This window comes from Synechococcus sp. KORDI-100 (genome assembly GCF_000737535.1).
Taxonomy (GTDB): domain Bacteria; phylum Cyanobacteriota; class Cyanobacteriia; order PCC-6307; family Cyanobiaceae; genus Parasynechococcus.
The window spans coordinates 711,242-729,585 of sequence record NZ_CP006269.1; the positions used below are offsets into that span (position 1 = coordinate 711,242).

25 protein-coding genes are annotated in these 18,344 nt (G+C 51.0%); 8 read left to right on the plus strand and 17 right to left on the minus strand.

Annotated features, from left to right (window positions below):
* Window positions 1–111: 111 nt before the first annotated feature.
* The gene (locus KR100_RS03445; RefSeq protein WP_051847299.1) at window positions 112–981 is read left to right on the plus strand and encodes a phycobilisome rod-core linker polypeptide; all 870 of its coding nucleotides are present in this window, start codon (window positions 112–114) and stop codon (window positions 979–981) included.
* A 120-nt stretch (window positions 982–1,101) separates the two neighbouring features.
* Here the strand turns inward: KR100_RS03445 and cpcA are convergent, their stop codons facing one another.
* The 6 genes from cpcA to KR100_RS03475 all read right to left on the minus strand — a co-directional run bounded on the left by cpcA (window position 1,102) and on the right by KR100_RS03475 (window position 4,665).
* Entirely contained in the window at window positions 1,102–1,590 is a 489-nt protein-coding gene (cpcA, locus tag KR100_RS03450; RefSeq protein WP_038543210.1) for a phycocyanin subunit alpha, read from the minus strand.
* A gap of 47 nt (window positions 1,591–1,637) precedes the next feature.
* Window positions 1,638–2,156, minus strand: a complete 519-nt coding sequence (locus KR100_RS03455) for a phycocyanin subunit beta (protein WP_038543212.1) — start codon at window positions 2,154–2,156, stop codon at window positions 1,638–1,640.
* A 183-nt stretch (window positions 2,157–2,339) separates the two neighbouring features.
* Complete coding sequence (locus tag KR100_RS03460; protein WP_038543214.1) at window positions 2,340–3,113, minus strand: phycoerythrobilin:ferredoxin oxidoreductase; 774 nt, start codon at window positions 3,111–3,113, stop codon at window positions 2,340–2,342.
* Complete coding sequence (locus KR100_RS03465; protein WP_038543216.1) at window positions 3,113–3,814, minus strand: 15,16-dihydrobiliverdin:ferredoxin oxidoreductase; 702 nt, start codon at window positions 3,812–3,814, stop codon at window positions 3,113–3,115. The genes KR100_RS03460 and KR100_RS03465 overlap by 1 nt, the downstream gene beginning before the upstream one ends.
* Complete coding sequence (locus tag KR100_RS03470) at window positions 3,815–4,399, minus strand: phycobiliprotein lyase (protein WP_156097892.1); 585 nt, start codon at window positions 4,397–4,399, stop codon at window positions 3,815–3,817.
* A gap of 59 nt (window positions 4,400–4,458) precedes the next feature.
* Complete coding sequence (locus tag KR100_RS03475) at window positions 4,459–4,665, minus strand: hypothetical protein (protein WP_038547817.1); 207 nt, start codon at window positions 4,663–4,665, stop codon at window positions 4,459–4,461.
* A 261-nt stretch (window positions 4,666–4,926) separates the two neighbouring features.
* Here KR100_RS03475 and cpeB point away from each other — a divergent pair, with 261 nt between their 5' ends.
* The 3 genes from cpeB (at window position 4,927) to KR100_RS03490 (ending at window position 6,773) form a co-directional block, all read left to right on the plus strand.
* The gene (gene cpeB / locus KR100_RS03480) at window positions 4,927–5,481 is read left to right on the plus strand and encodes a class 1 C-phycoerythrin subunit beta (protein WP_028953685.1); all 555 of its coding nucleotides are present in this window, start codon (window positions 4,927–4,929) and stop codon (window positions 5,479–5,481) included.
* Between the two features lie 44 nt (window positions 5,482–5,525).
* Complete coding sequence (gene cpeA / locus KR100_RS03485) at window positions 5,526–6,020, plus strand: class 1 C-phycoerythrin subunit alpha (RefSeq protein WP_038543222.1); 495 nt, start codon at window positions 5,526–5,528, stop codon at window positions 6,018–6,020.
* Window positions 6,021–6,134: 114 nt separating this feature from the next.
* Window positions 6,135–6,773, plus strand: coding sequence for a HEAT repeat domain-containing protein (locus tag KR100_RS03490; protein ID WP_038543224.1), 639 nt, complete (start codon window positions 6,135–6,137; stop codon window positions 6,771–6,773).
* A gap of 2 nt (window positions 6,774–6,775) precedes the next feature.
* Here KR100_RS03490 and KR100_RS03495 read toward each other — a convergent pair whose 3' ends face one another.
* Window positions 6,776–7,642: a HEAT repeat domain-containing protein gene (locus KR100_RS03495; protein WP_038547819.1), complete on the minus strand. Its 867-nt coding sequence runs from the start codon at window positions 7,640–7,642 to the stop codon at window positions 6,776–6,778.
* Between the two features lie 80 nt (window positions 7,643–7,722).
* Between KR100_RS03495 and KR100_RS03500 the strand changes: the two genes are divergently transcribed.
* On the plus strand, window positions 7,723–8,157 hold the full coding sequence (locus KR100_RS03500; RefSeq protein ID WP_038547822.1) for a DUF2656 family protein: 435 nt from the start codon (window positions 7,723–7,725) through the stop codon (window positions 8,155–8,157).
* Between the two features lie 17 nt (window positions 8,158–8,174).
* Complete coding sequence (locus KR100_RS14760; protein ID WP_038543226.1) at window positions 8,175–9,497, plus strand: HEAT repeat domain-containing protein; 1,323 nt, start codon at window positions 8,175–8,177, stop codon at window positions 9,495–9,497.
* 66 nt (window positions 9,498–9,563) lie between these two features.
* On the opposite strand, the gene KR100_RS03510 is transcribed toward KR100_RS14760, so the two are convergent.
* From KR100_RS03510 to KR100_RS03525, 4 genes are all read right to left on the minus strand, one after another.
* A complete protein-coding gene (locus KR100_RS03510; RefSeq protein WP_038547824.1) occupies window positions 9,564–10,409 on the minus strand; it encodes a phycobilisome rod-core linker polypeptide in 846 nt (281 codons plus the stop codon).
* Window positions 10,410–10,681: 272 nt separating this feature from the next.
* On the minus strand, window positions 10,682–11,179 hold the full coding sequence (gene mpeA, locus KR100_RS03515; protein WP_038543228.1) for a class 2 C-phycoerythrin subunit alpha: 498 nt from the start codon (window positions 11,177–11,179) through the stop codon (window positions 10,682–10,684).
* Window positions 11,180–11,219: 40 nt separating this feature from the next.
* Window positions 11,220–11,765 (minus strand): bleomycin hydrolase, encoded by a 546-nt coding sequence (locus tag KR100_RS03520; RefSeq protein WP_038543230.1) that lies wholly within the window; start codon window positions 11,763–11,765, stop codon window positions 11,220–11,222.
* 154 nt (window positions 11,766–11,919) lie between these two features.
* Complete coding sequence (locus KR100_RS03525; RefSeq protein ID WP_038543232.1) at window positions 11,920–13,116, minus strand: HEAT repeat domain-containing protein; 1,197 nt, start codon at window positions 13,114–13,116, stop codon at window positions 11,920–11,922.
* A gap of 159 nt (window positions 13,117–13,275) precedes the next feature.
* On the opposite strand from KR100_RS03525, the gene KR100_RS14765 reads away from it, so the two are divergent.
* Together KR100_RS14765 and KR100_RS16685 are read left to right on the plus strand one after the other, a co-directional pair.
* Window positions 13,276–13,596 (plus strand): hypothetical protein, encoded by a 321-nt coding sequence (locus KR100_RS14765; protein ID WP_071839829.1) that lies wholly within the window; start codon window positions 13,276–13,278, stop codon window positions 13,594–13,596.
* 3 nt (window positions 13,597–13,599) lie between these two features.
* Window positions 13,600–14,151, plus strand: a complete 552-nt coding sequence (locus KR100_RS16685; protein WP_071839830.1) for a Nif11-like leader peptide family natural product precursor — start codon at window positions 13,600–13,602, stop codon at window positions 14,149–14,151.
* On the opposite strand, the gene KR100_RS14775 is transcribed toward KR100_RS16685, so the two are convergent.
* The 6 genes from KR100_RS14775 to KR100_RS03555 all read right to left on the minus strand — a co-directional run bounded on the left by KR100_RS14775 (window position 14,152) and on the right by KR100_RS03555 (window position 18,299).
* On the minus strand, window positions 14,152–14,463 hold the full coding sequence (locus KR100_RS14775; RefSeq protein ID WP_071839831.1) for a CpeR family transcriptional regulator: 312 nt from the start codon (window positions 14,461–14,463) through the stop codon (window positions 14,152–14,154).
* Window positions 14,460–15,077 (minus strand): chromophore lyase CpcT/CpeT, encoded by a 618-nt coding sequence (locus KR100_RS14780; protein WP_071839832.1) that lies wholly within the window; start codon window positions 15,075–15,077, stop codon window positions 14,460–14,462. The genes KR100_RS14775 and KR100_RS14780 overlap by 4 nt, the downstream gene beginning before the upstream one ends.
* 25 nt (window positions 15,078–15,102) lie before the next feature.
* On the minus strand, window positions 15,103–15,633 hold the full coding sequence (locus KR100_RS03545; protein WP_038543236.1) for a phycobiliprotein lyase: 531 nt from the start codon (window positions 15,631–15,633) through the stop codon (window positions 15,103–15,105).
* Window positions 15,623–15,796: a hypothetical protein gene (locus KR100_RS15605; protein ID WP_156097893.1), complete on the minus strand. Its 174-nt coding sequence runs from the start codon at window positions 15,794–15,796 to the stop codon at window positions 15,623–15,625. Before KR100_RS15605 ends, KR100_RS03545 begins: the two co-directional genes overlap by 11 nt.
* 56 nt (window positions 15,797–15,852) lie before the next feature.
* The gene (locus KR100_RS03550; protein ID WP_038543238.1) at window positions 15,853–16,578 is read right to left on the minus strand and encodes a phycobilisome rod-core linker polypeptide; all 726 of its coding nucleotides are present in this window, start codon (window positions 16,576–16,578) and stop codon (window positions 15,853–15,855) included.
* A 65-nt stretch (window positions 16,579–16,643) separates the two neighbouring features.
* Window positions 16,644–18,299 (minus strand): phycobilisome rod-core linker polypeptide, encoded by a 1,656-nt coding sequence (locus KR100_RS03555; protein ID WP_038543240.1) that lies wholly within the window; start codon window positions 18,297–18,299, stop codon window positions 16,644–16,646.
* Window positions 18,300–18,344 lie beyond the last annotated feature (45 nt).

Here is an 18,344-nt window from a genome sequence, read left to right on the forward strand (position 1 = left end):
TTAGCTCTTCGCAATCGCGTTGATCTCTCGAGGCAGATCAGGGGAAGCTCAAGAGCGGTCACCTTCACTTGCCCCCACGAATTGATCCATTGCCTTTTTCAACCTGAATTCATGTCAAGCACGCAATCTCGAGCTCTTGATTTCGTCGCAGAAGCGGGAGGTCAGGTTTCACGTTCCTATCAGAGTCGCTTCTCAAAAACGAAAAAGCCAGCTGTGACAGTTGCTGAATTCAAGCTGAAAAGCTGCAGCAAGATGTCCATTGGCATCGGTCCAAGAATTCACGAGGACTGCCCTTTTGGCAGCGTTTTTGGCGAATTGACGTCATTGGACACGTCGTCTTTGGATGCTGTGATCACCGCTGCCTACAAGCAGGTTTTCGGCAATGTGCCACCAACACTGAATGAGCGTTGCACAGAGTTGGAAGCACGTCTGCGTCAAGGGGACATCAGCGTTAGGGAGTTTGTGGCAGGCCTTGCTAAATCTGAATTTTATAAAAGGAATTTCTTTCACCAGGTTTCACCGCAGCGTGGAATTGAGTTGAACTACAAGCATCTTTTCGGTCGTCCTCCTGTCGATCAAGCGGAGATGTCGAGGAGTATTTCTTTACTCGCTGATCAAGGTTTTGATGCATTGATCGATCACCTCACCGGTTCAGCTGAATACGCTGAGGTTTTTGGAGATAACACCGTACCTTACGTCCGAGCTTTTAAATCAGCGGCAGGAGCCTATACCTCCACCTTCTCATCGATGGTTGAGCTTCATCACCCATCTGCTTCTAGCGATCGTTCACTTGGCAATAGAAGTTTGATTATGGGGAGAGTTGCCTCTCTCGGCCGCATCAAGACATCAGCCAATCCGAATTATGTTTACACCAAGGCCATGGCTCCAACCATCAGCCCTAACTTCTTTGACAAGTATGCCAAAGCAAGTGTTCCCGTGAGTTACAACAATTTCAGTTACGCAAAAGTAGCTCGTGCTTAAGTAATCGTTCAATAAATCTTTTACGAGCCGGTCAATCGACCGGCTTTTTTAAGAATAAAAAAGCTCCCTAGTTCGAACCAGGGAGCTTGCTTTTTTAATTTGAATCTGAGTTAAGAATGCTCAGATCAGAGCGTTGATGGCGTAATCGATGTAGCTGTTGGCTTCTGTTGCGGCATCACCACTGAGGCCGTGGTTGCCTTTGATGTGCTTAAGGGCTTCCACATACCAGGATGGGGAAAGCTCGAAGGTGCGGTTAATTTCAGCCAGGCCGGCGATTAGATAATCGTCCATCGGACCTGTTCCACCGGCGACCAGGCAATACGTGATCATCCGCAGGTAGTAGCTGACGTCACGGGAGCACTTCTCCTTGCCACGTGCATCGGCAGCGTAGTTCGCGCCCTGCATTTGGGTGGTGTAGGGGAACTTCGTGTAGACGGCTTGCGCTGCACCTGCCACAAGGGAATCGGCTTTGCTGGTGAGGACCTTGGCGGCTTCGAGACTTGCCTGGGCCCGGGTGAAACGGCCGGAAGCACCCTGGATCTCGGTATTGCTCAGAAAGCGACCCTGGGAATCAGCAGCTGCGACAGCCTCGGTGAGAGGGGTTTTCATGAAGAAACGGGGAAATGTGGTGTGTCGTTAAAGGCTCAGAACCTGGTTCAGGCCACGGAGGCGGCGGCGCGATCGAAATAGGTGCCGATTTCGCTGCTGAGTGAGGCGCAGTCTCCAGCGGTGATGCCGGCGCGGTCGTTGACGAGATCAAGAGCAGCGCTCTTCATCAGGTTCACGCCAGCGGCCACGGAGGCTCCAGGAGTTCCAAGGGCCAGATAGGTCTCGCGAAGACCGTTGAGGCAGCGATCTTCCATCACTGAAGCGTCACCTGTGAACACGGAATAGGTGACGTAACGGAGGATGATTTCCATGTCCCGAAGGCAGGCAGCCATGCGTCGGGAGGTGTAGGCATTTCCGCCGGGAGCAATCAACGCAGGCTGTTGAGCGAACAGCTCACGGGCGGCGTTGGCAACGATGGTGGAGGCGTTGCTTGAGATGCGGTTCACGGCGTCAAGACGCTTGTTGCTGTCGGAAACCACCGAGGCGAGAGCATCAATCTCACTGGTGCTGATGAACTGTCCCCTGGCATCGGCCTGGGCGACAACCTTTGTGAAGGCGTCGAACATTTGGAACTCCTTTGGGCAGCGTCTAAATGGGTGTCACAGACACCGGAGGGGACATCCTAAGGAGAGTCCCGTCGGGTCGGGATGATTCTCGCGAAGGCTTCGAGGCGCTCCCGATACCTGTTCATAATGTTTAATCCGTTGCTGCACTAAGCATTTCGCTGACCGCCATCAGTGAGCTGATTTCTAGAGATCAAAAAGCACGCTGTGGATATAGGCCTCAGTCCACTCGCTTCCATGAAATCGCGTCAGCATGCCCCGGGCAGGATCCTTCTCAGCTCTGTAGGCGGTGTAGCGCTGTTGCCCCGCTAGGAGATGCTGCTGCCGCTCTGCAGGAACGGCCTCCGCTTCTGCGCTGAGTTCAAAGTAGAGCTTGAGGTAGTCATTGAAAGCAGGGCGAACGACGGATTCGATGATCTGATCTCCTTCCTCTCCGAGCGGGAGTCGTGTCCAGAGAAAGGCCGGTGAGAAAAAGGGCTGAGCTTCTTCTGGAATCGGTCCTCCATCGGGGAGTTCCTGACGCCAACGTTCAAAAATCGGCATCAGGCGATCCCAGACCGGTTGCGTGTGATCGGGATCGTCCTTGTCCGCCGGCTGTAGATCCAGGGCGAGCAGATGTCCTGAGGGCAGAGTCACAAGATCTCCACCGAAAAAAGGAAGATCAAACCGGCTTGACGGGTTGATCACAAAGTTGAGAACCGATGCCGCTCGGCCTGCATTCACACAAGCGGCCCGCACCTGGCGGTATTTCTCGGTTTTGCAGGCCCATGTCGCCGTGGTCACGGTGAAGGGATTGGCCTTGGATCCGCTCTGGTCCTCCCGTTGCAGAAACCGATCTGGAACGGGGTAGGGCTCCACACTGAGTGGCTTCAAGGCCTCAACCGCGTCATCAAGAAAGGGTTGCCAGGCCCAGCCGGCCAGGCAGACCGGGTCAGTGCTCGAACTGCGAAACGAGGACATCAGACCGTTGCAGGAAAGAGGAACTGATGGAGGAAGCGATCGGACCAGTCCTTCCCGAAGTGACTGGTGAACAAGCCATGGGCCGGATCGCGTTCAGCGCTGTAGCGGTCGTAGTCGATCTGGAGCTGTTGAATCCGCTCGGCCGCCATCGTCTGGTCACCGCTTGGGGCCTTGTCCGTCAGCTCCCAGTAACACTGCATAAAGAGGTCAAAGGCTGCGGGAAGTGAGCCCGAGGCCTCTTCGGCTCCCCCGCGACAGAACAACAACCATGGGGAGAAGTATTTGTTTGGATCAAAAGACCGCATCGTCTCTTCACCACTCAGATCGGGATAGCGGGCGTGCAGCTGTCTGAGTCCCTGAAAATGTCTGGCAAGGTAGGCCTCGTCCTGAATCAGAGGTTGGAAGTCCAGAACAGCGACCAGTTTCTGCCTGGCACCGAACCAGAGCAGGTCGATACCGAGGATTGGCTGTTCGTTATCCAGTGCTGGGTACGCCACCGAGTTGAGCACCTGAAGGCTGTCCCCGGCATCCAGCCGCGTGACGCGCCAGCGTCGGAATCCTGGAACCGACCAGAGCCAGCTTCGGATCAGGCTGTTGCGCTCGCTTGACCGTTTTTCGGCGAAATCTCCTGGTGCGGCCACTTGCTCCCCCCCATGGGCCAGCAATCCTTGATTCAGCTGCTCGAGAAACGGATCAAACATTCAGATCACTGCTCCCACCTCGGTTTGAGCTGCAAGAGCTTCGGCAGATTCAGCAAGTCTCTGGATGTCATCCTCCTCGTGACATCGCAACTCGGTGCAATAGGTGGTCATCGACACTCCCCCCATGTACTGAACTGAACTCACACGCATCCGCACCTGATCGGTGACGAACCAACAGCGTTCAATGCCGACGTTCGTGTCGTATCGCGTCGTGATCGTGAGGACGCCATCGTCCGCAAACTGATAGGTGCTGAGAACGGGCTGTTTTTCAACGTATCCAACATCCCTCACCAGCAGACCAAGCAAGCTGTTGTCAGCCGATGGGATGTCCACCACAACGGCGGCATAGTCCTCATTGCGGACACCATGCTTGAGGTTGCTTTCCCACCAAAAACGGGCACCGCCAGTGGCTTGAGAGGCGTTCATCTTGAGGGTGCGGCAAACCTTCTCGACCGCAGGATCATCAGCAGCGAATGGCTCGATCACCAGGTTAGAATCTGCTGCTTCGTCGTCTTGATGGTCGAGATGATGGATTGAACGTCGATTCAGCCAAGTTCCTCGACTCGCTTCGAAGAAATCAGCCATTGTCATCGGTTGGAACATGGGTCGACCGTGATGTTTCCAGGTGTCTTGCTTCAGGACATCTATGTCATGGCGTCGCGCTGCTGGGTTAGCTGCTCAAGGATTTCCCCGAGGCGCTGCAATTCGGCGTGATCATCCACAGCCGCCTGGATCTTTTTCTGGGGCATCCGCAGTTTCTGACCCATCGCTTTGACGTCGCCCTCGAGCCGCTCCCTGTAGGCGGTGAGTTGTTCGATCGAGTCCTGAAGTTCCTCAAGGCTTGGTTCCATCGTCTTGTCTCGCAAGATGGCCACATCATCCAGCATGGACCTTCCCTGGAGAGGGCATCGCTGCTCTAGGTGACGAACCGTTGCGTGATGTCGCGATACGGGCCTGCCAGCTCAGAAGCACCCCTTACTGTTTTTAGGCGCTTCGCCTGTGGTGCCAGGCCTCCAGCCTCCTCTAACCGTTCATTCCTCGAATGGCACGGTGAGTCAAGGCGGGTCCAGGCTCAACCCAGAAGCCGTTCCCCTTCACTGTCTGGCTCCCCAATGCTCGACGCATTTTCCCGTTCCGTTGTCAGCGCCGACGCCAAAACCGCAGCTGTCGGTAGCGCTGACATCGCCGCTCTCCGTCAGTATGTGGCTGATGGCAATAAGCGTCTCGACGCCGTGAATGCCATCACCTCCAACGCTTATTGCATCGTGACTGATGCAGTGACCGGCATGATCTGTGAGAACACCGGTCTCATTCAGGCTGGCGGCAACTGCTATCCCACCCGCCGCATGGCTGCCTGCCTGCGTGATGGTGAGATCGTGCTCCGCTACGTCTCCTATGCCCTGCTCGCCGGGGATGCTTCCGTGCTCGACGATCGTTGCCTGAACGGTCTGAAGGAGACCTACATCGCGCTGGGCGTTCCGACGCAGTCAGCAGCTCGTGCCGTCGCCATCATGAAGTCTGCAGCAACCGCCCTGATCGGTCAGACCAATACCCCTGAGAACGGTGGTACCAAGTTCCGCAAGATGGAAACCACCGTTGGTGACTGTTCTGCTCTGGTCGCCGAGGCTGCTTCCTACTTCGACCGTGTGATCAGCGCCATCGGCTGAGTCAATTCGTTCATTCCATCAACCAACTTTTCAGGATCTGATCGATGAAATCCGTCGTCACCACCGTTGTGACCGCTGCTGATGCAGCTGGTCGCTTCCCTTCTCAGAACGATCTCGAGGCCGTTCAGGGCAACATCCAGCGTGCAGCTGCTCGCCTAGAGGCTGCTGAAAAGCTTGCCGCTGGTCTTGATGCTGTCACCAAGGAAGCCGGCGATGCCTGCTTCAACAAATATTCCTACCTGAAGCAGCCGGGTGAGGCTGGAGAGAACCAGGTCAAGGTGGACAAGTGCTACCGCGATCTGGGTCACTACATGCGCCTTATCAACTACTGCCTGGTTGTGGGTGGTACCGGCCCTCTGGATGAGTGGGGAATTGCAGGTGCCCGTGAGGTCTACAGGAACCTTGCGCTTCCCACGTCCGCTTACGTGGAGGCTCTCACCTATACCCGTGATCGCGCCTGCGCTCCTCGTGACATGAGCGCACAAGCCCTCAACGAGTTCAAGAGCTATCTTGATTATCTAATCAATGCTCTTTCCTGAGCTTGATTCTGGCAAGATTTTCTTGTGATCAAGGGGGCTCTTTGAGCCCCCTTTTTGATGGAATTCATGTTTGACGACGACTCATCCGGACCGACCTTCTGGAGCTGAACACGAATGCACAATGCCGAAATCCCATCGCTGGACGAATTGTTTGATGATCTGACGACTCATCCAAGTCCCAGGATTCAGGAGCAAGCGTCTTGGGTGATGGTCGATCACTATCCAGCGGAATCCATGCCACGTTTGATTGATTTAATTGAGAATCCTGACCCAGCGATTTACAGAGCTGCTGTTAAGGCGTTGGGCCTGTTTGGATTGGACGCTCTCGGTCCATTATGTAATAAATACCGTTCCAGCAAGAATCCTACTGTGCGCGCTTGCTGCATCAAGGCATTTGTACAAGTCTCTGCTAAACATCCTGATCAGGTGTTTACCGATAATGCGATGAAGGTTCTGGAGGATGGATTATCGGATGATGATCCTGTCGTTTCTCAGTCGGCTGTGATGGCAATTGCACAGGTGGGTAAGCAGAGCGCAACCCGAGCAGAAGCTCTGCCATTACTTTTAAATGTTTCGCGTGGCGATAACACTGCTCACGCGATATCTGCCATCATGGCCTTAGGTGAAATCAACAATATTGATGCCAATCAGGCGCTTGAAAATCTGATCAACGATACTACCCTTGATCCGATTATCAGTGAAATCGCCAAGTCTTCCTTGGAACGTTCTCAGATGAATAAACCGAAGAATTGAATTTATCTGTCAATCTGATTGATGGCAACAGCAAAAACTGCCTTTACATCGTTGTTTTGCTCTAGTTCTAGAGCTTGATTCAAGGCTTTTAGCGCATCCTCTGCCTCAAGTTTCATCAGCGACAAGGCGGCATTTTTTCTGACTTGAGGGCAGGTGTCTTCCAGAGAAGAGCATAGAAGTGGTGTTGCCTCTTCCGGATCCTGAAGCTTGCCCAGGAGTGTTGCTGCTTCAGCCCGAACTTCTTGATTGACGTCCTTGAGAGCTGATACTAATAACTCTTTCGCTTCTAAGTCTTGCAGCGATTGTATTTGATCTCCTAACGCTGAGATCGCAGCAACCCTTACTTCAGCATGCTCTGATCGAGCAGCGTCACGCAAGGCTTCAGGTGCTTTTGATCCAATGAAAGACAGGCCTAGGTTGGCGAGACCGATCTGAAATGGCGTGCAGTTTGGGTTATTCAGTATGCTCAGAATGGTCTCGATCGCTGGTGGTCCGATGGTGGCCATGGCGCCGGCTGAAGACCCCTGCACAACTGGATCCTCATCTTCGATAAATGCTTCATAGAGATAAGGGAGTGCATCGGCGCTGCCAATGATGTTGAGAGTTTTGGCTGCGGCCCTGCGAACAATCACATTCGAGTGGTTTCTCAATGCAGAGCACAAAGCCGGCAAGGCTGCCTCCCCGACTAAACCAAGGCTTTTGGCAAACGTCAAACGTAGTTTGCCTCGGTTATCACCAAGACCGGCAATCATTCGGCTAATTGATTCCTGATCCGAGTTCACAAGACACCCATCACTCAACTGCTGTTGAAGCGTCTTCGCCAATGATTGTGCCTCCTCAGTACTGAGCTCGAGATTCTGATCATCCATAGACGACGTGCCTGCTTCCCTTTTACGCGGGGCTGTACCTGATCCATTATCCTTCATGATTGAGCCAGGATCGTCCCCGAATGACTCAGTTCGTGTTGTCCCATAATCCTCAGGTGGCTTCTCAATCGCTGCCTGTCATGTCGGCATCGGAACTGGCCAATGGCTTAAGTGATCAGGGAATGCAGGGAGTGAACGTTAGTGCTTTGCAGCATCCACATTGGAAAGTTCGGGTTGATTCTGATCTCGATCCTGAATCACTCGCTCAAACGCTGCTTCAAGCCTGGCGACGTTTTCGCGAGAGTAACGGCGTTCAGACCGATTTCACGATTCTGGCTCTTGGTGGACGCAAAGATGGGGTTGCTATGTCGAATTCGTTATTGCAAACAGGGTCCTGGGGTGTGGATGTTGTGGAAACAGACCGGCCCTCTGAATTCTTGGGAAGTATTAATTGGGAAGGCTTGAAGTCAGGTCGCCCTGCTGATGCAATCTTCGAAATTCACGACGCTCCTCGTTAATTGATTTTTGGTTTTTTATGGCAGGACAGTTTGATAATATTCACCCGAGTTTATCCTTCGAAAAAGCTTTAGGGATTCTTGCAACTCCTGAGGAAGACTTGGATTTATCTAGCGATTACTACATGGCGGTGTGTCACCTTCTAAATTTTCCAGGTGATCGGACAGAAGATGCACTTCTGAACATTGCAAGTAATGAGTCTGATACTCAAGCAATTCGCTTGGCAAGACGAAAGTCACTTGAGATATTGGGTCGCTTGGGCTGCTCCAGGGCCTTACCAGTTTTAGCACGATGTCTTGACGATTCTGATCCTTATCTTGTTGAAAATGCCGTCTGGAGCCTTCTTCAGATTGGCAGCAATGACCCCGACGTCCATCAACGGCTGATGGACCTCCTGGTTGAGAATCAGGCGAATCAGCGCATCATTATTCAGTGCTTGGCTGGTCTTGATGTTCAAGAAGCAGTTGATGTCATCCAACAATGCCTGAAATCACCGACCGATTCTGTGAGGACGGCCGCTGGATCTGCTTTGTGCAGACTCACAGGTGATCGCGGATATCTTGATGCCCTCGAACCGTTGTTGTTCTCGGTGAGTCAGATGGATCGTCAGATGGTGATTGAAGATTTAGCCGATTGCGGGGGGATTGAGCTGTTGGACTCCATCCTCAAATCTCCAGTTTCTCCTGTTTTCCGCCTGCGCTTCGTTCAGGCAGTCTTGCCCCCTCTGGAGACGTCCTTGACGGCGAAATGGAATCTTCTAGACGTGCTGGATCAAATCCTTACCGATTCGCCCGACTCACTTCTGCTGAGACAAACTCTTGATATGGAGATGTCGATCAGTGAGTGTTTGGAAGGATTGTTTTCCAACGATTTTGCTCGCTGTTATCAATGTCTGTTGTATTTGAGTGGTGTTGATGGATCGAAGTTGGGGCCTTTGCTTTTGCAGCAATGGAATGATCGAGCGTTCAACGATTATGGGGCCCATTATTTCTTCGTGCGCCTGATCGGGCTTGTCTCTTCTTGGCCCGATGACACTATTTCGATATTGGAAAAATTGTTGTTGGAGGCTGTTGATAATTTAAGGCCGCAGTTCAGTAAATCAAGGCCTGCGGCGTTGTTGTCATTGTTGAATCTTTCGTCTAAGCAGTTATCCTCTCACTTCCTGATTGAAATCCTGGAGTCTTCCAACAGTTCCTGGCAGCTGCAGTATGCGGCTCTTATGGTTGCTGAGCAGTTGCCAGAGCGGGAACTGCTGATTCTGCACCAACATCTTGGTGCAGAGGGTCATCTTTCTGCGGCTCACGCATATGTCCGAAAAAAGCTCTCGCGCGTGTTGGCATGAAAAAAGCGCTGCAAAATCTTCGCAGCGCTGCACCAATCGTGCTTTCAAATCAGTTGAGGGAGTGATTTATTTGCAACCCCAGGCACGGAACACCACAGGCTTTTCTAATTTGGGGGGGTTGTGGCCTTTGAATTGCTGAGTCGGCAAGGTCACGCTGACACTGCCAGTGGTGATGGTGGTTTTGTTCAACATACGAGCGTTGAGCTGGCTGTAGATTCTGCTGCGAGAACCCAGGGCATTGTCACTGACAACACGGCTGGCTTCGAGATCCACCATGTTGTTGAAGCTGGCCGTTGTCATTCCAGCCAATGATCCGAGCGCCCGAGGATAAGGAACAATGTCGCTGCCGAAGACTTCGGTGTATTCAGCAGAATCAGTCAGCGCATGGATGACCGCCTCAAATCCATGTTCTGCCAGGATTGCAATGTATTTGCTTACCTCCGCATGATTGAGTGGCGGGCGTCCAAGGAGATGCTTGAAATTGAGTTCAATACCACGCTGTGGTGAAACGTTGTGGAAATACTGGTCTTTGTAAAACTGGGATGTAGCCAGACCGGCGACAAAGTCGCGGACGCAGATTTCACCATTGAGCAAGCGGGCTTCCAGTGAATCACATCGCTGGTTCAAGGTTGGATTTTTATTGCCAAATACCTGCCTGTAGGCAGCAGTGATCACCGCATCAAGGGCTTCACGGTCACTGGGATTGAACTCGTCAAAGAGGGGTCGGTGCGGGCATTCACCGTACTTACGGGGGCCAATGGCGATTGCCATGTTGGAGCAGGCCTGCCGATTGAACTCTGCAATCGTTAATGCTGCACCTGAAGAGGTGGATGGAGAGGTTGCATAGCCAACAGGTTCATGCCTGCGCGCCTCAACGAGAAATTTTTTGGAGCGACTTTCGATTTTCAGCATGTTGATTGTGGTTGGAAAGGTGAGTTCGTCTTGGTGTGTTCGCTGCTTGGCTCCTCTTGAGGGTTCAACAAGGTGAGTGGCATGAACACAAAAAATGAGCGTCAATATATTATTCTGATTTTCTTCGTTAGTAGTGCGAATGATGTTTTTGAACTAAAAAATAATAATACTTAAGAACTAGTTGGTCGCCGTAACGTGATGAATGGGCAGCTCAATTGGATAAAAAAAAGGGCGGGTAGATCCCGCCCTTAATCCTGATAGGGATTGTTGGATCAGCCCAGGGAGTTGATCACATAGTCGAGCAGACCGGTGTACTCAACAAGAGCTTGGGAGCTCATGTCGCGAGGGGCACAGCCGCGGTTGCGGATGTAGGTGAAACCAGCGATGTAGGTGCCGGCGTCGATGCTGAGAGCCTTGTAGACCTCACGCTGACCATTGATGGCGAGCTCATCGAGAGGACCAGTGCCGCCGGTGACGAGGCAGTAGTTGATCAGACGCAGATAGTGGACGAAGTCGCGCTTGCACTTGTCCTTACCTTCGGTGGCGCAGCGACGGGGCTGACGTCCGGTGGCGCCGTTGGGGAACTGTTGATAAACAGCGTCAACAGCTTCCTGAGCAACTGCGTCGTAGTTGCTTGCAAGCTTTTCTGCAGCTTCGAGGCGGGCAGCAGCACGCTGGATTGAACCCTGGACGGCTTCCAGATCGGAGCTGGAGGGGAAACGGGATGCGCTGTCAGCGGAGCCGATGACAGTGGTGAGTACAGACTTCATGAAAATGCAGTGAAGGTGGGTTGAGAAAAACCGTTTTGGCTCAGCTGATGGCGCTGATCACCATGTCGAAGTAGCTCGATGCTTCGGCAGACAGAGCAGAGCAGTCACCCTGGGTGACAGCCATTTTGCGCTTGGGCTCTGTGGTGTTGTTGGTGTTGGTGATCATCGTGGTGGCGGATGCCTTCATGATCGCCACGGCACGGGCAGCGGAGCCGGTGGGAACACCCAGAGCTGCATAGGTCTCACGAAGACCGTTCAGGCAGCGATCCTGCAGAACGGATGCGTCGCCGGCCAGCAGGGCATAGGACACATAACGCAGAACGATCTCACCATCACGCAGGCAGGCAGCCATCTTGCGGTTGGTGTACACGCCACCGTTAGGAGCAGTCAGACCGCTGTTCTCGCAGCAGATACCAGCCACAGCGTCAGACACCATGCAGCTGGCGTTGGAGGTGATGGCGTTAACAGCGTCGAGTCGCTTGTTGCCATCAGAGATGAAAGCCTTCAGATCGGCGAGCTCAGAAGATCCGATGAAGCTGCCGCTGGAATCAGCTGAGACAGCTTTCCGAGAAAATGCGTCGAGCATAGGAAAACCAATGCGTATTAGGGGAGGAAGATGCAGTCGGCATCGGAGACGAGATTACAAGCGGCGAAAGAAACTCCCCTTTCACTTCTCATGATCTATACACAAGTTCACTTTAAGTTTCCAGAAGAAAATCAAAGCGAGCCTGGCCCCAAGATTATGACAGTTCCTCAACAACTCTTCGGCAGGCCCATTTCAGTGGTACCCAGCGAGCGGTGTCATTAAGTTCCATTAAGAAATTCTTCTCCGCGCTTAGTTCAAGCCTCAAACAGCCCCAAGTTGCTGCAACGCGAGATTTCGTGTACTGCGGAATTGTTTCGTGCAACGATGTGACGATCAGTTTTTCGTGCTCGGATAGAGCCATCAGGCCAGCGCACATTGTGAGGTAGTAGTGAATGACATAGTCGCTGCCAAGTTTTTCATGGAGGGTTTCAATAATCCTGCTGGCTGTCTCTCGCGTCGTTGTCAGAAGACGCTTTGCAGCACCATATTGCTTCGCTTCATCGCGGTGTTGGAGATAATTCTCGATCGCTTCTGCTGAGTCAGGGCAGGTATGTTCCTCCTTCAGCGCAAGGTTATTTGGATCGTCTATTAACAATTGGCGGAATAAATCCCTCTCTTCAGCATTTTCTTTGTCGTATTCTAATTCAGGTATTAATTCCAGTACACTTTTGGCCCGCAGCGGCATCGATACTGGACATTGAATAAGGTTGTGGACTTGTTTGCGATCACCGCTGTCCCCAAGATCAATCACAGCAGCGCGACGTTGGCCCGGTGCGTCACTGTGAAGTTGCTCAACGAGTTGGGGCAATAGATCTGTCTCACCGTGTCGCTTTGCGAAATAGCTTCGTGCAGCGCCGGAGACGAGGGGATTGTCGTGATTGATTAGATCGCGGATCGCATCGACGGCGTTGTTTAATCCAAGCCTGGTGTGAGCCTGGATGATCACGCGCTTGCGATTATCAGAACCATCGAGAGCTTCCGAAAGAGAGTTGCTCTGTTGGGGAGTTAATACACCATTGATTTTGATGATGGCATCGACGGCATCAATGATGGCGATTTCGTCTTCTCCGATCAGGCAATTCAGCAAATGTGGCAATGCACGTGTATCACGTCGTCTGCCAAGTGCCTCGATGGCTTTACGCCGTGTGATTCGTTCATATAAATCATCGATTGTGAGATTCAAGCATCCGATCAAGGCCTGGAGAGATTCTTCGGAATGACAAGCTCCAAGACGCGTTGCAGCCATGTATTTTGAAACTGGGTTATCGAGCTGCGAGGCGGACAACTTTATTTGCTGAAGTGCGCTTTCTTCGCTGATGCCGGCGAATAGCGAGTCAAACCTTTCGGCCATTTTAACTTCAATTATTCTGAATGATCGTAGCCGATGCTTGCTGAATTGAGATTTGTTTCGTCAAGGGTGAATGTCCCTGGCTCAATGTTATGAAAGCGAAGGCCCCTGGATGATTGATCCATCCTGATAGTAAGATCCAAGCGATGATGATTCTGGACAATGCCTGCGTCTGTTGAAGCTGAGGCCGCGCTCTCAGAATTCATTGCGTCTTGTGGGAAGGATCCTGCCAGTGTTCAATCTCTTCAAACGATCTCTGATCTTGATCAGCTCAAGCAATTTGTTGATTCCGTGGATTCATCAATTACTGGGTTGGCGTTGATACCTCTCGATCAAGCGACGAGAAAAGCCAAAATAACCGTTGATTCAGGTCATCTTCATGATGCCATTCCGTGGAGACTCCTGCGCTGCCCTGGCGGTCCACTCGTACTCCAGTTGATATGCAAAAGTGCTAACTTCGCGTTGTGGATTGAGAGCTGCTGAAGAATGTCACCAACCGAGCTCCAGCGTTTCGTTAAATGCATCGAGACTGAGCATGAACTTGCGACCGGATTAAAAGAGCTTTCAAGTCATCATGCCATTGTTCAATTTGCTGTAAGTCAGGGCTTTAATTTTAGTTTGAGTGAATGGATTCGTTTCTGTTGGCTGGATCAGCTCCAACTCACCGATCAAGATTTGGAGATGATATGGACAACAAAAAATGATCATTGGTCCTGGGCCTTCCGTCAGATTGCCCCATGGCGGGCTTTGCTTATGGATGGTGCCAATCAAGACAGTGCGATGGTTTCCGTGGAGACACCCTCAGCTTTGATGACTGACAGTGGTGTTGACGACAAAGATAAGCTTTTAGAGAATTTTATAGCGCTTGCCCGCCAGGATCAAAGTCTCCAACAGAAGATTCGTGAAGCGAGAAATGATACTGAAATTTTGGAAATTGCGAATGTTCATGGTTTCGCGATTGATTCTATGACTTTGCTCAAAAAGTGGAGTCAGCATACTGATTTCTCCAAGCCTACTTGGCTGGGTTGGTTTGAATAATCATCGATTAATGTCTGAGTAGCGTGTTTCAGACGAACCATGCTTTGCCCAATATTCAACGATTTTTTCACCACCGGGTCTTGGGACCGAAGCTTTTGTACGCAGAATTTTAAATGCTCGACCCAATCCCATCGGCCAATTTCCGACTGCTTCAACACTCCTTACTTGTCCGCCAAGAACAACGAGGCATCGTTCAAATCGCTCTAAATGCGATTGGTCAACGGTCTCAAAGATGAAATCACGATCAAAGCAAATCAGATGTTGTGTCCTAATCCAACCCTTGAGATGCTTTTCTGCATCTTTTCTGTTCATCTCGTCACACCGTTTTCTTGTTTCATCCAGTCTTCGTTGATGCAATCATTCAGCTCTTTAATGCGTTGAAAACGAAGTAAGCCATGTTCACTTCCCCAGCATTGAATATCCGTCTCCAGATCATATCCCCTGTCACGACTGTTCCAAGATTGTGAGCTAAGTTCTACTTCGCTAACAAGATAGGTCAATTTTCCATCCCGTGGCACAAGACACTTCTTGCCTGGTTCAACTGAACCTTCATAATATCCTTCCTTGACTTCTCTGAAGTGCATTGCACAGCCACAACGTGCCTCAATTTGTTCGGGTTGGATCTTATTCAGTAAATCCGGATGACGACCAGCACCAGCAATACGATGCTGTTGTTGATATCCAAAATTTTCAACAATAAAGATATCTCCTTCTTGTTTCAGGTTGTGCATGCCTTGGCGATAAGGATTCCACGGATCGTGGTCATAACTCTGCTCCGAATACAAAGATGGCTTACCAAAAATCTTGAAAGGAAGTGGTCGGAAGTAAATATTTATGCGCGCAAAATCTTTTGGATTATGTTGTGCTTGCTGATAATTGCTGAAATGCCCGGCGAGTATCCGCGCAAATTTTAAGAGCGAATGCATCAACGGTGGATATCACGACATTATCTTAGACGGCAAGTCGCCTTACTTCGGAGGCAAATGATGCTTGAAGAATTCCCGCGCCCTCGGACGTGCGAATGATCGAGGAGCGGCATCGAACGTTGTCTGAGACAAACCATATCCTTTCTTCAGCGATTGATTGACCATATTGCGTTTTTAATGTGAATGTACCATCATCGAGTATGTGATAGGTAGAAATTGCTTCTTCTGATTCTGCATAGCCAATGCTACGAATCAAGCGGCCTGTTGAATTATCTACTGGAATAGGAATAAGAAGGCACTCGCCTTTGGAAACTTCCCCTGGATTGTCTGGCTCCCAATCGCTATCAGCCTCCCATTGCATAAAAAAAGGGCATATACCTTCAGAGCTGATCCCTGTTTTATTCAGTAATTTTAAAACGCGAGGGTCATCTTTCTTTATAGAGATGATACTGATTTCGCTAACGACATCTTCAAAAATTTGAAAAGCAAGCGAATGTCCGCTCCGCATTGATTTCCAGTCGCCAATGCTTTGAGCAACAAATTGCTCAATTGTCATGCGATGAATCTCGTTGGCTTGTGTCGAGTTCTGCTTTCCTTGATATCTGAACCATGTTGACCATTGAATCGATCATCATGGACATCGAAGCAGGAACTTCCTGAATTGATTCGTTGAATAATCGGTTGTAGTGGTTGCGTCCGGGGGCGCGAACGATGGCCATGGTTGGTGGTGATTTCGATTGAATTTTAGGTTTTTTAAAGTTTTATTTTTGGCGTTTTAACTATTCGTTGTGATGGAAACGATTTGACCACCTTGCTGGTGGATGCTTTTGACCGTAGCTGACAATGATGTCTGGCTGACCACAGATCGTTGAGCCACTCGGCGATTGACGCCAAGTTGTCTCCGAGATTTCCACAGAACAGTGAGGGTCGAACCAATGCCGACGCTTTTGCGACCAACAAGATCAGGTGTTTCTCCGGTGGCGAGACTGTTCAACAATCTTGAACGTGAGACACCGTCAAATCCCGCATCCCCCGGGTCAACTGCATTGGCTCGGTTGTATGCAAGTGTTGTGGAACCAACGATTGTTTGCTTATTCCTAAGAAATGGAACCTGATCAACGCCGAAGGCCTTCAGGTATTCGTCGCTATAGGTGTAACTGGCTATTTCGGCATTAAATCCTTCATCCGCCATCAGGCGAACGTGCTCCATGACTTCGGCTTGATCGTTAGGGGATCGTCCCAATAAGTGTTTGAAGTTGAGTTCTACAAATCGATAGGGGCTGTTTTTCTCCAGGAATATTCTGCGGTAAGTTTCAGACTGTGCCAGAGCTGTGATTAAGCCTTGGACAGTGAGGTCACCATTCATGAATAGTGCATCGACTGAAGGAAGGACATCCAATTCCATGAGATGCATGTTGCCAAATACCTGCCGGTAGGCGGCATCGAGAACCTCTCGGGAGTGTCCTGGGTCGAGATTGGCTGTCGTTGCTTGGGTAATCATTGATGAGAGAATTGAGGTCAATCAAACGTATTTCCAAAATATTTTCGGAAATAACACAACAGTTATCACATCACTTCTGTGATTGAAACAATTTTTCCGCCGCGAGCGTGAATGTATTTCATCTGGGAACTCATGTCCTTTCCGGTCACCAAATAGGTGTTGTTAGCAGTGCGCTGCCTTGCATTCCGGGTTTGAGCGCTAACAACAATACGGAACCTCTTTGTTGTCGGATCTGGTGATCCTGACTGTGCACTGTTGCGATTGATCCGACTTGTTGTGTTCGACCAGCCGCTTGGAACCATCCCTGTTGCGACTGAGTTCACAAGGGCAGAACCTGTTAAGACAGTGTCGCTGGCTGCGAAACCTTCTGCCAGGGATAAATGGCGGTTAAATGCAACCTGTGAACGACCATTTTCGCTGAGGATACGCATATAAGGAATGGTGTCTTCTCCAAACACTTCTTGATACTCCGAAGAATCGACGTAGCTGCTGATTTCAGCTTCGTACCCCTGATCGGCGAGGATTTGAATATGTTCACTGACTTCCTGTTGAGATTTTGGTGCTCGCCCAAGGAAGTGTTTGAAGTTCAGTTCGATGAATCGATAAGGAGCGTTGGTTTCAAAGAAGCGACGCTTGTACTCAGCTGAATTACCAATGGCACGTACGAATTCGCGGGTACTGAGGTAACCATCGCAATAACGGCTCTCAGCTGACATGGAGCGCTCAAACTCCATCAGATGGGGATTACCCATGACCTGGCGATAGCAGGCTCTGATCAGAGCATTGATCTGGTCAGAGCTATCACCGGGGCAGCGCTGGAAAACTTCCTGCTCTCTTTGTCCGAGGCCGAAGTTCACGTAGGCGTCGTTGCGAATTGGAGCAGCATCTTTGCCAGAGGTCACTCCAGGTTTCTTCGCTGCAAACGCGGCACGCGCATAGATGCCTGTCAGTGAGGTGGTTCCACCTGTCACCTGGCTTGGCGTGTTGATTCTCTGCGTTGTGTTCTTGGCCAGGTTGCCCTGCAGGATGCTGCGGGCACCAACTGCACTGTCACTGATTGCGAAACTTCTCTCAAGTGCCGCCATATTGGGGAAGCAAGCGGTCGAGAGATCCGCTGGCGAGTTCCAAGCACGGGCGTAAGGGATGATGTCTTCGCCAAACACCTCTGCATATTCTGCTGAGTCAACCAGGGCATCGACAACGGCATCGTGGCCTCCGTCATTGAGAATGCCGATGAGACGAGACATCTCAGATTGGCTCTGGGGAGGACGTCCAAGCAGGTGTTTTGTGTTCAGTTCGATTCCCCTCTGTGGTGCAACTCCCTCAAAAAATCTTTTTTTGTAGAAGCTGCTCTTGGCTAAGCCACGGATGAAGTCGCGGACATTTAAGTCTCCGTTGCAGAGCTGAGCTTCAAGCTCAACGGAACGCTCAAAATCCATCACGTGAGCATTGCCATAGACCTGACGGTATCCAGCAGTGATCGCCTGCTCAAGTGCTGCGCTGTCGTTCGGACTGTACAGCTCTTGAATCACACCATGAGGGCAGTTTTCGTGAGTGCGAGGTCCGATGGCGATATTCATTTTGGCGCAGGACTGACGCAGGAATTCGCTGTTTGTCAGTGCTGGCTTGTTCTGTGTTGTCCCTCCACGATTAAAAGAAACAGGGCTTGACCACTTGCTGGTGGCACCGAATCCGCTTGAGGCTGGCTTACTGATTGACATGGTGAAAGTGTGGTGTGGATGAGAATGGTTGGATGTCTTGACGAA